General features: G+C 69.2%; 12 protein-coding genes. All 12 read right to left on the bottom strand.

Annotated features, from left to right (window positions below; all coding sequences use genetic code 11):
* Positions 1-20: 20 nt before the first annotated feature.
* Complete coding sequence (locus tag ACFY6U_RS12525; protein WP_390037328.1) at positions 21-887, bottom strand: carbohydrate ABC transporter permease; 867 nt, start codon at positions 885-887, stop codon at positions 21-23.
* Positions 884-1,849 carry a carbohydrate ABC transporter permease gene (locus ACFY6U_RS12520; RefSeq protein ID WP_390037326.1) on the bottom strand — a complete coding sequence of 322 codons (966 nt, stop codon included), beginning with the start codon at positions 1,847-1,849 and terminating at the stop codon, positions 884-886. Before ACFY6U_RS12520 ends, ACFY6U_RS12525 begins: the two co-directional genes overlap by 4 nt.
* Positions 1,850-1,869: 20 nt before the next feature.
* The gene (locus ACFY6U_RS12515; RefSeq protein ID WP_390037324.1) at positions 1,870-3,135 is read right to left on the bottom strand and encodes an ABC transporter substrate-binding protein; all 1,266 of its coding nucleotides are present in this window, start codon (positions 3,133-3,135) and stop codon (positions 1,870-1,872) included.
* A gap of 256 nt (positions 3,136-3,391) precedes the next feature.
* Complete coding sequence (locus ACFY6U_RS12510; protein WP_390037657.1) at positions 3,392-5,248, bottom strand: glycoside hydrolase; 1,857 nt, start codon at positions 5,246-5,248, stop codon at positions 3,392-3,394.
* A gap of 11 nt (positions 5,249-5,259) precedes the next feature.
* Positions 5,260-6,504 carry an ROK family protein gene (locus ACFY6U_RS12505; RefSeq protein ID WP_390037322.1) on the bottom strand — a complete coding sequence of 415 codons (1,245 nt, stop codon included), beginning with the start codon at positions 6,502-6,504 and terminating at the stop codon, positions 5,260-5,262.
* 216 nt (positions 6,505-6,720) lie between these two features.
* Entirely contained in the window at positions 6,721-7,314 is a 594-nt protein-coding gene (locus ACFY6U_RS12500) for a histidine phosphatase family protein (protein ID WP_390037321.1), read from the bottom strand.
* Between the two features lie 6 nt (positions 7,315-7,320).
* Complete coding sequence (gnd, locus tag ACFY6U_RS12495; RefSeq protein WP_390037655.1) at positions 7,321-8,208, bottom strand: phosphogluconate dehydrogenase (NAD(+)-dependent, decarboxylating); 888 nt, start codon at positions 8,206-8,208, stop codon at positions 7,321-7,323.
* Positions 8,209-8,213: 5 nt separating this feature from the next.
* The gene (pgi, locus tag ACFY6U_RS12490) at positions 8,214-9,854 is read right to left on the bottom strand and encodes a glucose-6-phosphate isomerase (protein WP_390037319.1); all 1,641 of its coding nucleotides are present in this window, start codon (positions 9,852-9,854) and stop codon (positions 8,214-8,216) included.
* Complete coding sequence (opcA, locus tag ACFY6U_RS12485; RefSeq protein WP_390037317.1) at positions 9,847-10,782, bottom strand: glucose-6-phosphate dehydrogenase assembly protein OpcA; 936 nt, start codon at positions 10,780-10,782, stop codon at positions 9,847-9,849. The genes pgi and opcA overlap by 8 nt, the downstream gene beginning before the upstream one ends.
* Complete coding sequence (zwf, locus tag ACFY6U_RS12480; protein WP_390037315.1) at positions 10,779-12,347, bottom strand: glucose-6-phosphate dehydrogenase; 1,569 nt, start codon at positions 12,345-12,347, stop codon at positions 10,779-10,781. Before zwf ends, opcA begins: the two co-directional genes overlap by 4 nt.
* On the bottom strand, positions 12,347-13,489 hold the full coding sequence (gene tal, locus ACFY6U_RS12475) for a transaldolase (protein ID WP_390037313.1): 1,143 nt from the start codon (positions 13,487-13,489) through the stop codon (positions 12,347-12,349). The genes zwf and tal overlap by 1 nt, the downstream gene beginning before the upstream one ends.
* A 32-nt stretch (positions 13,490-13,521) precedes the next feature.
* Positions 13,522-15,612 (bottom strand): transketolase, encoded by a 2,091-nt coding sequence (tkt, locus tag ACFY6U_RS12470; RefSeq protein ID WP_390037311.1) that lies wholly within the window; start codon positions 15,610-15,612, stop codon positions 13,522-13,524.
* Positions 15,613-15,625: the final 13 nt, after the last annotated feature.

Below are 15,625 nucleotides of genomic sequence, written 5' to 3'. Positions count from 1 at the left end.
CAGGTCGTGAGAGTGCGGTGTCAGCCCTTGATGCCGGTCTGCGCGATCCCCTGGACCAGCCAGCGCTGGAGGAAGAGGAACACGAACACCAGGGGCAGGATGGAGATGGCGGTGGCCATGAAGATCAGATGGAAGTTGACGGTCTGGTTGGTCATGAACGAGGAGAGCGCGACCTGCACGGTCCAGGCGTTCGGGTCCTGGCCGATGACCAGCGGCCACAGGAAGGCGTTCCAGCCGCTGATGAACGTGATCGTGGCTATCGCAGCGAAGAAGTTCAGCGAGTTGGGGACGACGATCCGCCAGTACGCGCCCCAGTAGCCGAGCCCGTCCACGCGTGCCGCCTCCTCCAGCTCCTTGGGGAATCCCAGGAAGTACTGCCGGAAAAGGAAGCAGGTGAAACCACTGAACAGGCCCGGAACGATCATGCCCCGGTAGGTGTCGATCCAGCCGAGGGACGAGACCAGCACGAAGCTGGGCACGAAGGTGACGGCCGTGGGGACCATCAGGGTCGCCAGAACGGCGTAGAAGACCTTGTTGGCGTGCTTGTAGGGGATGCGGGCGAGCCCGTATCCCGCCATGGAGCAGAACAACAGGGTGCCGACGGTGCTCAGGACGGCGATCACCGTGGAGTTCCACATGGAGTGGGCGAACTCGACGGTGGGGTCGTCGAAGAGCTCGGAGATGTTGCCCCACTGGAAGGAGGGCAGCAGCTTCCAGTTCTCGCCCGTGATCTCCGGGTCGGTGGAGAGCGAGTTGCGGACGATCAGGTAGAAGGGGATCAGGAAGAGGAAGGCGGCGACACTGACGGCGAGGTACAGACCGGTGTTGCCGAGGACGCCTCCGCGCTTCTTGCGGTTCTTGCGGACGTGCGGTGCGGTGACGGTCACTTTTCCTCCCCTCCGCCGAAGCCCATGATCTTGCCCTGGGCCAGGGTGACAATGCAGATCAGCACGGACAGGATGACCGCGCCCGCGCTGCCGGCGCCGTAGTCCTGGTCGGTGCCCAGGGCCGTCTTGTACAGCTCCATGAGCGGTGTCTGCGCCCAGGTCGCCTTGGTCCCGATGATGTTGAAGAACTCGTCGAACGCCTGGTACGCGGCGATGAGCAGCAGCAGGATCACCGCGGTGGAGGTGGCGCGCAGTTGGGGCAGCGTGATGTACCGGAAGGTCTGCCAGCCCCGCTTGGCGCCGTCGATGGAGGCGGCCTCGTACAGCTCCGGCGGGATGTTCTGCAGCGCCGCCAGGAACAGGATCATGTAGAAGCCGGCCTGGATCCACAGCCGCAGGGTCACGATGACCAGCCAGTACCAGGGCGGGCTCGGGTTGGATATCCAGGACGTGTTGTCCACGCCGAACCAGCTCATGACGGTGTTGGCCAGGCCGAACCGGACACCGTTGAAGATGGACATCTTCCAGATCAGCGCCGCGGCCACGTAGGAGACGGCGGTGGGCAGGAAGAACACCGACCGGAAGAACGCCCTCATGAAGCGCAGCTGGTTCACCAGGAGCGCGAGGCCCAGCGACAGCGCCCAGGTGGTCGGCACGATGAACGCGGCGAACACCGTGAACGTCACCAGCGAGGAGGGGAAGTTGCTGTTGGTCAGGATCTGCTTGTAGTTGTCGAAGCCGACGAAATGACTCGGCGTGACGGTGTACCGGGCGTCGAAGAAGCTGAGCCAGAAGCTCCAGACGATCGGCACGAAGACGAAGATCACCAGGCCGATGAGGAACGGCCCCGTGAAGAGCCAGAAGTTGAGCGTCGGGTTGCCCCGCAGGCCCCGCCGCGGCCGGGCCGGGGAGGCCTTGGCCGGGGCGGGCTGGGCGACCCCGCGTGTGGTGGTGGTCGACATGTCGTGGTCTTCCCGGCGGCCTATCCGAACAGCTTCTTGAGTTCGACGTCGACCTTCTTGTCGCAGGCGTCGAGCGCGGCCTCGGGGTCTCCGTTCTTGCGCACGGAGGAGGCGATCACGTCGTTGAAGGCGGTGATCATGGTCTGGTCGAAGCCGATGTTGTCGAAGTGGCCGTAGTCGGTGAAGAGCTTGACGCCCTCAGCGGGCAGGCCCGACTTCAGCTTGGTGGCCGACTGGGCTATCGAGGTGCGCGGCGGGATGTGGAAGCCGTACGAGGTGGCCCAGTCCTCCTGGTACTGCTTCTGGTCGATCCACAGCCACTTGACGTACTCCTTGGCCGCGTCGACGTTCTTGCCCTTGGCGTTGACGAAGATCGACCAGCCGCCGTTGTAGACGGACGGCTTGCCCGCGCTGCCGATCTTCGGGAACGGGAAGATGCCGAGGTCGTCGCCGAGGGCCTGCTGCATGGCCGGCATGGACCACATGCCGCCCCACTGGATGGCGCACAGGCCCTGGTTGAGCGAGGAGGGGTCCCAGAAGTCGGTCGGGGCGTCCAGCAGCACGTGGCCGCTGGTGAACAGGGTCCTGAGCTTCTTCAGGCCCTCGATGACGCCCGGGGTGTGGTAGGCGATCTGGTTCTTCGCGTCGAGGGTGTCGGCGCCGGCCGACCAGATCAGGGTGTTCTGGATCGCGGTGAAGTCGTTGCCGAGGAAGACGCCCTTGACCTTGCTCGTGGTGAGCTTGGCGGCGGCCTCGATCAGCTCGTCGAGCGTCGTCGGCACGTCGACCTTGGCCTTCTCCAGCATCGACTTGCGGTAGTAGAAGAACTGCGGGTCGTCGATCATCCGGATCCCGTAGATCTTCCCGTCGACCGTGTGGGAGTTGATGTCGTTCGGGTTGAAGTCGTCCTTGACCGGGTCGATGAGGTCGCTCAGGTCCGCCACCTGGCCGCTCTTGACGAGCTGGAGCTGCGGGTGGAACTCGAAGACGTCGGGGGCCTTCTTGGTGAGCAGGGCCGCGAAGAGTGCGGACTCGAAGTTGTTGCCCGTGATCCAGCTGGTGCTCACATCGGCCTTCTTGTAGGCCGCCGCGTACCGCTTGAGGGCCTGCTCGGTGCCCGCCTCGCCGTAGGCGTGGAAGTACTGGGTGAGCTGGGTGCCCGACCCGCTGCCCCCGCCTCTGCCGTTGTTGCCGCCGCACGCGGCCAGGGTGCCGGCTGCGGCCATGCCCGCGGCCGCCCGGAAGAGAGACCGGCGGGACCAGTTGTTGTTGCTGAGTGCCGACATGCTGACGTCCTTGTCTGTCGAGTGCGGCGTGGGCGCCGTGGCCGTGGGAGGCCCTGAAAACCTCGGGAGCCGGATGGCTGAAATTGCGTTGCGGAGCGGGACGTTAACCTTCGGCTAACACTTCGGCAAGAGGTTGGACGAAGTCTGCGCGAAACGTTGTACCCCGTTCGGAATGGCGAACAGGAGGTGGCGCAAGGCGAGTTGAGGGCCGCCGCGTCAGGGGGCGGCGGCCCTCGGTCCGGGGGAGGCCGGTTGGCTACTGCCTGGTCCAGGCCTCGTTGCTGCCGCTGTTGCAGCTGTAGAGGATCACCTTGCTGCCGTCCGCGGTGGCCTGCCCGCTGACGTCCAGGCACTTGCCGGACGCCTCGCTGAGGATCTGCCCGTTGGCGTTCAGCAGCCAGCGCTGGCTCGCGTCACCGGTGGGGTCGGCGGTGGCCGTCAGACCGGAACCCGACGCCGTGAGATAGCCGTTCGGGCCCTTCAGGGTGCCGTTCGCGTCGTACGACCACGACTGGTCCGCAGTGCCCGTGCAGGTGGCGATGGCGGCCCCGGAGGCGCCCGCCGTCAGGCACTTGCCGGACTGCCTGCCGGCCAGCGCGCCGGTGACGGCCGAAGTGCCGTTGCCTTTCCGGCCCTTCTGGTCGAGGACGTACGTCGTGATCGAGCGGGCCGCCAGGGTCGTGGAGACCGTCCCCGCGCTCACCGACGGCTCGGCGACGTCGGCCCAGTCCTCGGTGGCCGAGGTGCGCACCGCCTCCCTGGCCCGTTTCGGCGCCGCGTTGTTGAAGTGCAGACTCAGCGGGGTGTCGGTCGCGTTGTGGTTGTTGACCACGACCACCCACTGCCCGCCGCTGTCGTACGCCGACACCTCGACCCCGGCCGGCGCCCCGGTCACGTTGTGCGCGACCGAGCCCGGTTTCACGAACTTGCTGTACTGGCCGAGGGCGTAGTACCGCTTGGTGAAGTACAGCGTCTGGTTGCCGTTCGTCGCGTAGTCGGGGTCGTAGTAGATCAGGCCGTCGTTCCAGCCGACGTCGTTCTTCGCGTACGGGTCGGTGCCGTAGCCGCTGGCCAGCGCCACCCACCACTGGAAGGCCGAGTCGTGGGCGCTCGCGAAGTCCTTGTAGATGATCCGGGACATCAGCAGGGCGTTGTCGATGGACGGGTCGTACTCCTGGTTCCAGCCCGTCGAGCCCTTGCCGAAGCAGCAGATCTCGGTGGCCCAGGACTTCTGTCCGACGCTCCTCGACGTCTCGTAGACGTTGGCGAGTTGGCCGTCGTTCGGGTTGTTGTACGTGTGGTGGGCGAGCGCGGACACGTACTGGGCGGTGCCCGGCTGCGAGATCCACTGCGGGAGCTCGGAAACGAACTGGGTGGTCTGGCTGGACTCGTCGGCGATGATCGAGGTCGTCTGCTTCCGGGCCTGCTGCTCGGCGCCGAGCGCCCGCACGATGTCGTCGCGTTGGTCGACGGTGACCTTCATGCCCTCCTGGCCGCACGAACCGAAGTCGTTGTCCGGCTCGTTGAAGGGGCTGATGTAGTCCAGCTTCACACCCTGCCCGGCGAAGTGCTGGGTGACGTCGGCGATGTACTTGGCGTAGTCGCCCTCGTTCTCCGGCTTCAACTGCCCGCCGCAGCTCTGCCCGTTGGTGGTCCACCGGGCGGGCGCGCTGTTGACGAAGCCGATCAGGTCCTCGACGCCGTACTTCGCGGCGTACGTGAGGAACGTCCGACCGCCCTTGTCCCGGCTCCAGTCGTACGAGCCGTCGGCGTTCAGGAAGTCCTCGGCGACCCGGGCCGGGGTGGTGACCGCGACCCCGCCACCGCCGATGTTGTAGCGGTACGAGCTGAGGTCCAGGCCCTGCTTGGAGAAGAGCAGCTTCGCCACCCGGGCCTGGACCTTGGGGGAGAAGTGCTGGAGGTCGTTGACCCACCAGGCGCCCGAGGCGCCGATGTCGTCGATGGTCTGGGCGGCGTGCGGGGACACCTCGGCGGCGGCGGTGCCGGTGGCGGCCGAGGTGGGCGGGGCGGATATCAGGGGTCCGGCGACGGCCAGCGCGGCCGCGGCCGTCAGGAGGACCGATCTCCTGCGGTGGGGGTGTGACACGTGCATCCCTTCCGTCGTCATGAAGGTCGTGCGGTACGGCTCCTTGCGGGGGTGGTGCGTTTCGGTGCCCTCTGTCCCACGGCCTGCAGGGCGCCCTCCAGTGCGAAGGTGGCGGCGCCCAGGCAGACCGGGTCGGTGGGGACGGGGGAGAGGACGATCTCGGTGGCGGCGAACGGCCGCCTCAGCGCGTGCCGCCGGACGGCCTCGCGCACTTCGTCGAGCAGCGGTGCGCCCAGCTTCCTGGCGACCCAGCTGCTCAGCACGACCACTTCGGGGTTGTACAGATTGACCAGGTCCGCGATGCCCGCCCCCAGGTAACGGGCCGTGTCGCGGACCACCTTGACGGCCGCCGGGTCGCCCGCGGCGACCCCGTGGGCCAGGGCGTCGATGGTCGCCGTCTGGTCCTCCGGGTGCAGCAGCGTGCTGCGCGGGCTGAGCTCCCGCAGGTTCAGCATGATCCCGGGGGCGCCGACGTACGTCTCGACGCAGCCGTGGTTGCCGCAGTGGCAAAGCCGCCCGTCCAGCACGAGCGTCGTATGGCCCCACTCGCCGGCGCTGTTGCTCACTCCGCGGTACAGGCCGCCGCCCAGCACCAGCCCGGCGCCGACCCCGGTGCCGAGGTTCACCACCACGGCGTCCTCGCGCCCTCGCGCCGCCCCGAACCACAGCTCGGCCACGGCACTCGCCCGCAGCGGGTTGTCCAGGTACAACGGATAGGCGATGTGCTCGGAGAGCAGGTCCAGCAACGGCACGTCGTGCCAGTCCCAGTTGGGCGCGTACTCGGCGATGCCGGTGGCCCGGTCCACCTGCCCCGGCACGCTCACCCCGACCCCCAGCACCCGCGCGCCCTCGACGCCGGCCTGGGCGACCACCGAGCCGACGGCCGTGGCGACGTGGGCGACGGCCTGCTGGGGCCGGCTCTCACCCGGGCGCATGTCCTCCACCGCGCGGGCCAGCACGTTCAGCCCCAGGTCGAACAACTCCACCCGGACGTACGTCTCCGCCATGTCGACGCCGATCAGGGCGCCGCCCGAGGAGTTGACCGCCACGAGCCCCCGGGGGCGGCCGCCCGCCGAGTCCTCGAAGCCGACCTCGGTGATCATCCGGAGGTCGAGCAGCTCGCCGACGAGGGTGGCGACCGTGGCCACGCTCAGCTCGGCGGCGGCCGCCAGCTCCTGCCGGGAGGTGGGGGACCGGGCGATGATCTGGCGCAGCACCTCGTAGCGGTTCGCGGTGCGGATGTCACGCGATGTGCGCTTCACGCGGCTGCCCCTCCCATCCCGTCACGGCCGGGCCGGGGCCTACGACGGCACCGGCGCCGCGTCAGGCTATGGGCTTCACAGGACTTTCGACAAGGGGTTAGGAAAGGGGCCGTAGAAACATCCCCAGTGTGGCTCCGGGAGAGCTGCCGGTGACTGCCCGGGGCCAACACGTGGAAACGGCCCGCCAGTTGCCACTGGCGGGCCGTCCACGATGCGTTACGGCTGCTTGTTCCACTCCGCGATCACGGGCCACCCGTGCTCGCTGGACAGCCGGCTGACGGTTCCGGTAGCCAGCTGGAACAGCCTGCCCTCGGCGGGCGGCAGCCCCAGGCGGCGGGCCGTCAGCACCCGCAGGAAGTGGGCGTGGGCCACCAGGATCACGTCACCCGTGCCGGTGTTGAGCGCCGTCTCGACCTTCCTGAGCACCCGGTCGGCCCGCGCACCGATCTGCTCCGGCGACTCGCCGGGGTGGCCCTGGGGGCCGGGCGGGACGCCGTCGGTCCACAGGTACCAGTCGGGGCGGGTGCGGTGGATGTCCACCGTGGTGACACCCTCGTAGCCGCCGTAGTCCCATTCGTGCAGGTCGGGGTCGGGCACGACCCCGGTCAGGCCGGCGAGTTCGGCGGTGCGTATCGCGCGGTCCAGCGGGCTGGACAGCGCCAGTGCGTAGGTCCGGCCGGTGAGGAGCGGGGCGAGGGACTTGGCCTGTTCCTCGCCGTGCTGGGTGAGGGGCAGGTCGGTCCAGCTGGTGTGCTGTCCCGACAGGCTCCACTCGGTCTCACCGTGGCGGACCAGGAGAAGGTCCCCCACCGTGCACTACTCCTTCGACTCGACGGCGTGGCCGCCGAACTGGTTGCGCAGCGCCGCGATCATCTTCATCTGCGGGGAGTCGTCCTGGCGGGACGCGAACCGGGCGAAGAGGGAGGCCGTGATCGCCGGCAGCGGCACCGCGTTGTCGATGGCCGCCTCGACGGTCCAGCGGCCCTCGCCGGAGTCCTGTGCGAAGCCCTTCAGCTTGTCCAGGTGCTCGTCGTCGTCCAGGGCGTTGACCGCGAGGTCGAGCAGCCAGGAGCGGATGACGGTGCCCTCCTGCCAGGAGCGGAAGACCTCGCGGACGTTGTCCACCGACTTGACCTTCTCAAGGAGCTCCCAGCCCTCGGCGTAGGCCTGCATCATGGCGTACTCGATGCCGTTGTGGACCATCTTGGAGAAGTGCCCGGCGCCGACCCTGCCGGCGTGGACGTAACCGTACGGGCCCTCCGGCTTGAGCGCCTCGAAGATCGGCTGGAGCCGCTCGACGTGCTGCTTGTCGCCGCCGACCATCAGGGCGTAGCCGTTCTGCAGGCCCCACACGCCGCCGGAGACACCGGCGTCGACGAAGCCGATGCCCTTGATGCCGAGCTCGGCGGCGTGCTTCTCGTCGTCCGTCCAGCGGGAGTTGCCGCCGTCGACCACCGTGTCGCCCTCGGACAGCAGGTCCTTGAGCTCGTCGACGACGGACTGGGTGGCGTGGCCGGCCGGGACCATCACCCACACCACGCGCGGCGCGTCGAGCTTCTCGACCAGTTCCTCGAGGGACTTGACGTCGGAGACGTCGGGGTTGCGGTCGTAGCCGATGACGGTGTGCCCTGCGCGGCGGATCCGCTCGCGCATGTTGCCGCCCATCTTGCCGAGGCCGATCAGACCCAACTGCATGGCTGTCATGTCCTTCACTTCCTAAGCGTTCGGTACGTCGAGACGAGGGCGGTGGTGGACGGGTCGAGGCCGGGCACGTCGGCGCCTTCCGTCAGGGCGGGCTCGATGCGCTTGGCGAGCACCTTGCCCAGCTCCACGCCCCACTGGTCGAAGGAGTCGATGTTCCAGATCGCGCCCTGCACGAAGACCTTGTGCTCGTAGAGCGCGACGAGCTGGCCGAGGACCGACGGGGTCAGCTCGCGGGCCAGGATCGTGGTGGTGGGGTGGTTGCCCTTGAAGGTGCGGTGCGCCACCTGCTCCTCGGCCACGCCCTCCGCGCGGACCTCCGCCGCCGTCTTGCCGAAGGCCAGCGCCTGGGTCTGGGCGAAGAAGTTCGCCATCAGCAGGTCGTGCTGCGCCTTGAGCTCACCGCTCAGCTCGGCGACCGGCTCGGCGAAGCCGATGAAGTCCGCCGGGATCAGCTTGGTGCCCTGGTGGATCAACTGGTAGTACGCGTGCTGGCCGTTGGTGCCGGGCGTGCCCCACACCACCGGGCCGGTCTGCCACTGCACCGGCCGGCCGTCCCGGTCCACCGACTTGCCGTTGGACTCCATGTCCAGCTGCTGGAGGTACGCGGTGAACTTGGAGAGGTAGTGGCTGTACGGCAGCACCGCGTGCGACTGGGCGTCGTGGAAGTTGCCGTACCAGACGCCCAGCAGGCCGAGCAGCAGAGGCGCGTTGGCCTCGGCGGGGGCGGTGCGGAAGTGCTCGTCGACCAGGTGGAAGCCGTCCAGCATCTCCCGGAAGCGGTCCGGGCCGATGGCGATCATCAGCGAGAGACCGATCGCCGAGTCGTAGGAGTAGCGGCCGCCGACCCAGTCCCAGAACTCGAACATGTTGTCCGGGTCGATGCCGAACTCCGTCACCTTGCCGGCGTTCGTCGACAGGGCCACGAAGTGCTTGGCGACGGCCTTCTCGTCGCCGCCCAGCCCGTCGAGCAGCCAGGTGCGGGCGGAGGTGGCGTTGGTGATCGTCTCGATCGTGGTGAACGTCTTCGACGCGACGATGAACAGCGTCTCCGCCGGGTCCAGGCCGCGGGTGGCCTCGTGCAGGTCGGCGCCGTCCACGTTGGACACGAAACGGAACGTCAACTCCCGTGCGGTGAAGGCCCGCAGGGCCTCGTAGGCCATCGCAGGACCCAGGTCCGAGCCGCCGATGCCGATGTTGACGACGTTCCGGATGCGCTTGCCGGTGTGGCCGGTCCACTCGCCGGAGCGGACCCGCTCGGCGAAGCCGCCCATCTTGTCCAGCACGGCGTGCACGGCCGGGACGACGTTCACCCCGTCGACCTCGATCACCGCGTCGCGCGGGGCGCGCAGCGCGGTGTGCAGGACCGCGCGCCGCTCGGTGATGTTGATCTTCTCGCCGCGGAACATGGCGTCCCGCAGCCCGAACACGTCGGTGGCGGTGGCCAGTTCCTGGAGCAGGGCGAGGGTCTCGTCCGTGATCAGGTGCTTGCTGTAGTCGATGTACAGGTCGCCGACCCGTACGACGTACCGCTCGGCACGCGCCGGGTCGGCCTCGAACAGCTCACGCAGGACGGGCTGTCCCTCGGCCCGGTGGTCCTCCAGGGCGGCCCACTCGGGCCGCCGGGTGAGCTCGGGGGTGTCAGGCATGGGAAGCGGTCTCCTTGGTGCCCTCGCCCCGAAGAGCGACGGCGTACATCTCGTCGGCGTCGAGGCGGCGCAGTTCCTCGGCGATGAGTTCGGAGGTGGGGCGGACCTTCAGGGCGAGGGTGCGCGGCGGCTGGCCCGGCAGGGTCAGGCTGGCCAGGGGGCCCTCGGGGCGGTCGATGACGATCTCGCCGGCGGCGGTGCCGAGCCGTACCTTCGTGACGACCGGGCCGGGGGAGACCACGCGGTCCACCTTGACCTTGAGGCGCGCCTCCAGCCAGCGGGCGAGGAGTTCGGCGCTGGGGTTGTCCGCCTCGGCCTCGACGGCCGCCGAGGTCACGTCGACCCGGGCCTGGTCGAGGGCGGCGGCCAGCATGGACCGCCACAGCGTGAGCCGGGTCCAGGCGAGGTCGGTGTCGCCGGGCGCGTAGTTCCGGGCGCGGGTCTCCAGGACCTGCATCGGCCGCTCGACCGCGTACAGGTCGGTGATCCTGCGCTGGGCGAGAGCGCCGAGCGGGTCCTTGGAGGGGGTGTCGGGGGCCTCCACCGGCCACCACACCACCACCGGGGCGTCCGGCAGCAGCAGCGGCAGCACCACCGAGTCGGCGTGGTCGGAGACGTCGCCGTAGGTGCGCAGCACGACCGTCTCACCGGTGCCGGCCTCGGAGCCGACCCGGACCTCCGCGTCGAGGCGGGAGGCGGTGCGGTCGCGCAGGGTGCGGGCGTGCCGCTTGATGACGACCAGGGTGCGCGAGGGGTGCTCGTGCGAGGCCTCCTCGGCCGCCTTGATCGAGTCGTAGGCGTTCTCCTCGTCCGTGACGATCACCATCGTCAGGACCATGCCCACGGCGGGCGTGCCGATGGCGCGGCGGCCCTGCACCAGCGCCTTGTTGATCTTGCTTGCCGTGGTGTCGGTCAGGTCGATCTTCATGGCCTGCGCCAGCTCCGTCCGTCTCGTGCGAGCATCTCGTCGGCTTCCTTCGGTCCCCAGCTGCCCGACTCGTACTGTGCGGGCTTACCATGCTTTGCCCAGTACGTCTCGATCGGGTCGAGGATCTTCCAGGACTCTTCCACTTCCTGGTGACGAGGGAACAAATTGGCGTCGCCGAGCAGCACGTCCAGGATGAGCCGCTCGTACGCCTCCGGGCTGGACTCCGTGAACGACTCGCCGTACGCGAAGTCCATCGTCACGTCCCGGATCTCCATCGAGGTGCCCGGCACCTTGGAGCCGAACCGGACGGTCATGCCCTCGTCGGGCTGGACGCGGATGACGATCGCGTTCGCGCCGAGTTCCTCGGTGGCCGTGGAGTCGAAGGGGGAGTGCGGGGCCCGCTTGAAGACCACCGCGATCTCGGTGACGCGGCGGCCGAGCCGCTTGCCGGTGCGCAGGTAGAAGGGGACGCCCGCCCAGCGGCGGTTGTCGATGCCGAGCTTGACGGCCGCGAAGGTGTCGGTCTTCGACTTGGGATCGATCCCGTCCTCCTGGAGGTAGCCGATCACCTTCTCGCCGCCCTGCCAGCCCTCGGCGTACTGCCCGCGCACGGTGTGCCGGCCCAGGTCCTCCGGCAACCGCACCGACTTGAGGACCTTCAGCTTCTCGGTGAGCAGCGCGTCCGCGTCGAACGCGATCGGCTCCTCCATCGCGGTGAGGGCCATCAGCTGGAGCAGGTGGTTCTGGATGACGTCACGGGCCGAGCCGATGCCGTCGTAGTAACCCGCGCGGCCGCCGATGCCGATGTCCTCGGCCATGGTGATCTGCACGTGGTCGACGTACGACCGGTTCCAGATCGGCTCGTACATCTGGTTGGCGAAGCGCAGCGCCAGGATGTTCTGTACGGTCTCCTTGCCCAGGTAGTGGTCGATGCGGAACACCTGGTCCGGATCGAACACGTCGTGGACGACCGCGTTCAGGTCCTGCGCCGACGCCAGGTCGTGGCCGAACGGCTTCTCGATGACCGCCCGCCGCCAGGCCCCTTCCGGCGGGGTCGCCAGGCCGACCTTCTTCAGCTGCTGCACGACCTTCGGGAAGAACTTCGGCGGCACGGAGAGGTAGAAGGCGAAGTTGCCGCCGGTGCCCCGGGAGCTGTCCAGTTCGTCGACGGCTGCCTTGAGCTGCTTGAACGCGGTGTCGTCGTCGAAGTCGCCGGGGATGAACCGCATGCCCTCGGCGAGCTGCTGCCAGACCTCCTCCTGGAACGGGGTCCGGGCGTGCTCGCGCACCGCGTCGTGGACGACCTGGGCGAAGTCCTGGTCCTCCCAGTCCCGGCGGGCGAAGCCGACGAGCGAGAAGCCCGGCGGCAGCAGACCGCGGTTGGCCAGGTCGTAGATCGCCGGCATCAGCTTCTTGCGGGACAGGTCACCGGTCACCCCGAAGATGACCAGGCCCGACGGGCCGGCGACCCTCGGCAGCCGCCGGTCGCGCGCGTCGCGCAACGGGTTGTCCCAGTCGGCGGCGGGCACCACCGGCACCCGCACCTCCTTGGCGGTCTCGCTCATTACGCCTCAACTCCCTTGCTGTCCAGGGACTTCGTGACGGCGTCCAGCAGCTCCTGCCAGGCCACCTCGAACTTGGCGACGCCCTCGTCCTCCAGCTTGCCCACGACCTCGTCGTAGGAGATGCCGAGCCGCTCCACCGCCTCCAGGTCGGCGCGGGCCTGGGCGTAGCCCCCGGTCACCGTGTCGCCGTGGATGTCACCGTGGTCGGCGGTCGCGTTCAGCGTCGCCTCCGGCATGGTGTTGACGGTGCCGGGGGCCACCAGCTCGTCGACGTAGAGGGTGTCCTTGTACGCCGGGTCCTTGACGCCGGTGGAGGCCCACAGGGGGCGCTGCCTGTTGGCCTTCGCGGCGGCCAGCGCGGCCCAGCGGTCGCCGGCGAAGACCTCCTCGTACGTCTCGTAGGCGAGCCGCGCGTTGGCCAGCGCCGCCCTGCCCTTCAGCGCGAGCGCCTCGTCCGTCCCGATCACCGTCAGCCGCTTGTCGATCTCGCTGTCGACGCGGGAGACGAAGAACGAGGCCACGGAGTGGATCGTGGAGAGGTCCAGGCCCTTGGCGGCGGCCTGCTCCAGGCCGGCCAGGTAGGCGGCCATGACCTCGCGGTAGCGCTCCAGCGAGAAGATCAGCGTGACGTTGACGCTGATGCCCTCCGCGACGACCGCGGTGATCGCCGGGAGACCGGCCCTGGTGGCCGGGATCTTGATCATCACGTTGGGGCGGTCGACCAGCCAGAAGAGCTGCTTGGCCTCGGCGACGGTGGCGGCGGTGTCGTGGGCGAGGCGGGGGTCGACCTCGATGGACACCCGGCCGTCCGTGCCGTGCGACGCGTCGTATACGGAATGCAGGATGTCGGCGGCGGCCCGCACGTCCTGCGTCGTCATCATCCGCACGGCCTCCTCGACCGTGACCCCGCGCACCGCGAGGTCGGACAGCTGCTCCTCGTACCCCTCGCCGGAGCCGATGGCGGCCTGGAAGATCGACGGGTTCGTGGTCACGCCCACGACGTTGCGGTCGGCGACGAGCTCGGCGAGGTTGCCGGTGCTGATCCGCTTGCGCGACAGGTCGTCCAGCCAGATCGAGACGCCCTCGTCGGAGAGGCGCTTCAGTGCTCCCGCGGTGGCGGTTGCTTCGGTCACAGTGATCATCTTCCCTTACTGAACTGTTTCTGGCTGGTGGATCAGACGGTGCGGGCGGCGGCGAGGGACTCGTGGGCCGCGGCCGCCACGTTCTCGGCGGTGAAGCCGAACTCGGCGAACAGGGTCCCGGCGTCGGCGGAGGCGCCGAAGTGCTCCAGGGAGACGATCCGTCCGGCGTCGCCGACGAAGCGGTACCAGGTCAGGCCGATCCCGGCCTCGACGGCGACCCGCGCCTTCACGGCCGGCGGCAGGACGCTCTCGCGGTACTCGCGGGACTGCTCCTCGAACCACTCCACGGACGGCATCGACACCACCCGGGTGCCGATCCCCTCGGCCTCCAGGAGGTCGCGCGCCCCGACGGCGAGGTGCACCTCGGAACCGGTGGCGATCAGGACCACCTCCGGGGTCTCGGTCGACGACTCGCGCAGCACGTAGCCGCCCTTGGCCGCGTCCGGGTTCGGCGCGTACGTCGGTACGCCCTGGCGGGTCAGCGCGAGCCCGTGCGGGGCGGGGTGCGTGGCGTGCCTCTTCAGGATCTCGGCCCAGGCCGTCGCGGTCTCGTTGGCGTCGGCCGGGCGGACGACGTTCAGGCCCGGGATGGCCCGCAGCGCGGCCAGGTGCTCGACCGGCTGGTGGGTCGGGCCGTCCTCGCCCAGGCCGATCGAGTCGTGGGTCCAGACGTACGTCACGGGCAGCTGCATCAGAGCCGACATACGGACGGCGTTGCGCATGTAGTCGGAGAACACCAGGAAGGTGCCGCCGTAGATCCGGGTGTTGCCGTGCAGGGCGATGCCGTTCATCTCGGCGGCCATCGAGAACTCGCGGATGCCGAAGTGGACGGTACGGCCGTACGGGTTCGCCTCGGGCAGCGGGTTACCCTTCGGCAGGAAGGAGGACGTCTTGTCGATGGTGGTGTTGTTGGAGCCCGCGAGGTCGGCGGAGCCGCCCCACAGCTCGGGCAGCACCGGGCCGAGCGCCTGGAGGACCTTGCCGGAGGCGGCGCGGGTGGCGACCGCCTTGCCCTCCTCGAAGACGGGGATCTCGGACTCCCACCCCTCGGGGAGCTGACCGGCCACGACCCGGTCGAAGAGCCGGGCGTGCTCCGCGTGCTGCGTCCGCCACTCGGCGATGCGCTTGTCCCAGGCCGCGTGGGCCTCGGCACCCCGGTCCAGGGCGCGGTGGGTGTGGGCCAGGACGTCGGCGTCGACCTGGAAGCTCCGCTCCGGGGCGAAGCCGAGGACGCGCTTGGTGGCGGCGACCTCGTCGGCGCCGAGCGCGGAGCCGTGGGAGGCCTCGGTGTTCCGCGCGTTCGGGGCGGGCCAGGCGATGATCGTCCGCATGGCGATGATGGACGGCCGCCCGGTCTCGGCCCGGGCCGCCTTGAGCGCCGCGTACAGGGCGCGGACGTCGACGTCGCCCTCGGCGGTCGGCTCGATGCGCTGGGTGTGCCAGCCGTAGGCCTCGTACCGCTTGAGGACGTCTTCCGAGAAGGCGGTCGCGGTGTCGCCCTCGATGGAGATGTGGTTGTCGTCGTAGACGAAGACCAGGTTGCCGAGCTTCTGGTGGCCGGCCAGCGAGGAGGCCTCGGCGGAGACGCCCTCCTCCAGGTCGCCGTCGGAGACGATCGCCCAGATGGTGTGGTCGAAGGGCGAGGTGCCCTCGGGCGCCTCCGGGTCGAAGAGGCCGCGCTCGTAGCGGGCGGCCATGGCCATGCCGACGGCGTTGGCGACGCCCTGCCCGAGCGGCCCGGTGGTGGTCTCGACACCGGCCGTGTGGCCGTACTCGGGGTGGCCGGGCGTCTTGGACCCGTGGGTGCGGAAGGCCTTGAGGTCGTCCAGCTCCAGCTCGTACCCGGCGAGGAACAGCTGGGTGTAGAGGGTGAGCGAGGTGTGCCCGGGGGAGAGGACGAAACGGTCCCGGCCGGTCCACTCGGGGTCGGCCGGGTCGTGGCGCATCACCTTCTGAAAGATCGTGTACGCGGCCGGGGCCAGACTCATCGCGGTGCCGGGGTGCCCGTTGCCGACCTGCTGGACCGCGTCGGCCGCGAGGAGGCGCGCCGTGTCCACGGCACGCCGGTCGAGGTCGGTCCACTCGAAGCCGTCGTCGACGCCCACTGATGTCTGCGTGCTCATCTTCAAGAAGTCC

It is taken from the genome of Streptomyces sp. NPDC013157, assembly GCF_042899865.1.
In the GTDB taxonomy this organism is placed as follows: Bacteria; Actinomycetota; Actinomycetes; order Streptomycetales; family Streptomycetaceae; genus Streptomyces.
The sequence above is the reverse complement of the archived record's forward strand: the minus strand, read 5'-3'. Positions and strand labels throughout refer to the sequence as shown.